This is a genomic window from Cupriavidus sp. 01L46 (genome assembly GCF_056399905.1).
Genome location: NZ_JBFTSF010000501.1, coordinates 1 through 2,740, shown reverse-complemented (window position 1 = coordinate 2,740; position 2,740 = coordinate 1). Strand labels below are relative to the sequence as shown.

At 64.1% G+C, this 2,740-nt stretch carries 3 protein-coding genes; 2 read left to right on the top strand and 1 reads right to left on the bottom strand.

Annotation, left to right across the window (positions count from 1 at the left end):
* On the top strand, positions 1 to 628 hold a 628-nt coding region (locus tag AC1DS3_RS37520), incomplete at its 5' end, for a sensor histidine kinase (RefSeq protein ID WP_477129237.1).
* A 122-nt stretch (positions 629 to 750) separates the two neighbouring features.
* Here the strand turns inward: AC1DS3_RS37520 and AC1DS3_RS37515 are convergent.
* Positions 751 to 1,800, bottom strand: a complete 1,050-nt coding sequence (locus AC1DS3_RS37515) for an alpha/beta fold hydrolase (RefSeq protein ID WP_477129236.1) — start codon at positions 1,798 to 1,800, stop codon at positions 751 to 753.
* A gap of 360 nt (positions 1,801 to 2,160) precedes the next feature.
* Here AC1DS3_RS37515 and AC1DS3_RS37510 point away from each other — a divergent pair, with 360 nt between their 5' ends.
* Positions 2,161 to 2,577, top strand: coding sequence for an organic hydroperoxide resistance protein (locus AC1DS3_RS37510; protein ID WP_477129235.1), 417 nt, complete (start codon positions 2,161 to 2,163; stop codon positions 2,575 to 2,577).
* The last annotated feature ends 163 nt before the right edge of the window (positions 2,578 to 2,740 follow it).

The following is a 2,740-nucleotide window of genomic DNA, read 5'->3' as shown; positions in this document are numbered from 1 at the left end:
GTTCATCGAGGAGCGCGTGCAGATCCTGGCGGCCATCTCACACGATCTGCAGACGCCGATCACGCGCATGAAACTGCGCGCCGAGCTGGCAGAGGACTCCGAGGAGAAGCGCAAGATGGTGCAGGACCTGGCCGAGATCGAAAGGCTTGTGCAGGAAGGGCTGGCGTATGCGCGCTCCACGCATGGCGATGGCGAGAAGCCATCGCGAATCGACCTCGGATCGTTCATCGAGAGCCTGGCCTACGATTATCAGGACACCGGTAAGACAGTGACCATCGAGCAGAACGTCGGCGGCGCCATCGTGACGCGCCCCCATGCGCTGCGCCGGATCCTGACCAACCTGATCGACAACGCAATCAAGTTCGGCGGCGCGGCGGAACTGCGCGTGGACCGCGAGCACGACACCGTGATCATCGAGGTGCTCGATCGCGGCACGGGCATCCCGGAAGACAAGCTCGAAGCCGTGCTGCAGCCGTTCGTCCGGCTCGAGGGCTCGCGCAGCCGCGAGACCGGCGGCTCCGGCCTGGGCCTCGCGATTGCACATCAGCTTGCGGTGGCCATCGGCGGCTCGCTCAAGCTGCGCAACCGTGAAGGGGGCGGGCTGGCAGCGATCGTCAGGCTAGGCTGATCAAAGGGGAGGGTAGAGGCCAGCTTGGTTGTTCGGCGGGGCCACGGTTTCAATGCGCCGCTGTCCGCTTCGAAGCGGCCTGGCCACGCTCGCGGCGACGAGCCTGACCAGGCAACGCGGCGTCAGAGTTGGTCTGCGTCGATCACGGCTCTGGCAAAGTCCTGCGGCGCTTCCTGCGGCAAGTTGTGGCCAATGCCACCCGTGATGAGCCGATGCTGATACTTGCCTGAGAACTTGCTGGCGTAGGCACTCGGTTCCGGGTGCGGCGCGCCATTGGCGTCGCCTTCCATCGTGATGGTGGGCACACCGATGCTCGGAAACGCAGCAAGCCGCCGTTCCAGATCGGCGTATCGGGCTTCGCCCTCGGCAAGGCCGAGCCGCCAGCGGTAGTTGTGGATCACGATGCTTACGTGGTCCGGGTTGTCGAAAGCCGCCGCGCTGCGATCGAACGTGCGGTCGTCGAAGTTCCATGTTGGCGAGGCGAGTTGCCAGATCAGCTTCGTGAACGCGTGCCGGTGCTGCGCATAGCCGACCCGCCCGCGCTCGGTGGCGAAATAGTACTGATACCACCATTGGAGCTCGGCCTGCGGCGCAAGCGGCTTTCGGTTGCCCTCGACACTGCCGATCAGGTAACCGCTGACGGAAACCAGCGCCTTGCATCGCTCCGGCCAGAGCGCCGCGATGATGCATGCCGTCCGCGCGCCCCAATCGTAGCCGGCGAGGATCGCMTTGCTGATGCCCAGCGCGTCCATCAGGGCGAGGGTGTCGAGCGCGAGCGCCACCTGCTCGCCATTGCGAACCGTCGCGGCCGACATGAAACGTGTGCTGCCGTAGCCGCGTGCATACGGCACGATCACGCGGTACCCCGCCGCCGCCAGCGCCGGTGCGACGTCGACAAAGCTGTAAATGTCATACGGCCAGCCATGCAAGAGGATGACGGGAGGGCCATCGGCAGGACCTTCCTCGGCATAGCCGATATTGAGTTCGCCGGCAGTCACCTGCTTGATTGTTGTGAATTGGGCATGCGTACCCGGCCGTGCGGTTGGCGGGCGTGCTGCCGTCTGGCTGGATTCCGCGTGCGCCAGGTCAGACAAGCCAAATGGCGCGGCGGCCAGCGTGAGCGCGGCCGAGCCAAACAGGCGGCGCCGTTTTTGATTGATCGGTTCGGACATGGTTCTCTCCATTGGGACTGATGCCGATGGGAAGCATCGGCGACCGACGTATCGCGCCTGTTTCCCGAACCCTTCGATTTGAAACGTTGCGTATCCGGCAGGCCGCCGGATACAGAGCGATACAAAACCGCATCACAGATCGCGGCCCTGTGCCGCGTCCGCGCCACTTTCCGCAGGTTTTTGCATGCGTCTGTATCACGCGGCCACCGGGATACGTTTCCAGACAGAACAGGGCCCGACGTGCTACGTGCCCGATACGTCGACCGCCTTTAATACGTTCCGTGGCCCGATGCCGAGCACATGCGAAGCGATCTCAGGCCGCGCAATACCCAGCGCAAATCCATCTCAAGGAAATTGATCATGAACCGCATCGAGAACGTCCTGTACACGGGCAAGGTCCACGTCACCGGCGGCCGCGATGGCCAAGCCCATAGCAACGATGGCCGGCTGAATCTGAAGCTGTCCTCACCGGGCAGCAGCGGCGCCGGCACAAACCCTGAGCAACTGTTTGCCGCGGGGTGGTCGRCCTGCTTTATCGGGGCCATGGGCCGCGCCGCCAGCCAGATGAAGATCAAGCTGCCAGCGGACCTTGCGCTGGATACCGAGGTGGACCTCGGCACCACCGATGACGCCTTTTTCCTGCAGGCCCGCCTGAACGTCAGCCTGCCGGGCCTCGACCCGGAGGTGGCGCAAGCGGTGGTTGAAGCGGCGCATCAGATCTGTCCGTATTCGAAAGCCACGCGCGGCAACGTCCACGTTGAACTGCATCTGGTCTGACCCGTGCCGTGATCCGCCCGATGCCGTCGGGCGGATCGTATGCGCGCCAACTCCGTGGGCGCAGCTTCCCACTCCTTACGCACTTGCGTTTGTGTTTCAGTGCATTTCTGTGGCATGACAGCCGACCCAATCAGCGCGGAGGCATTGCTGGACAGCCGTGAGC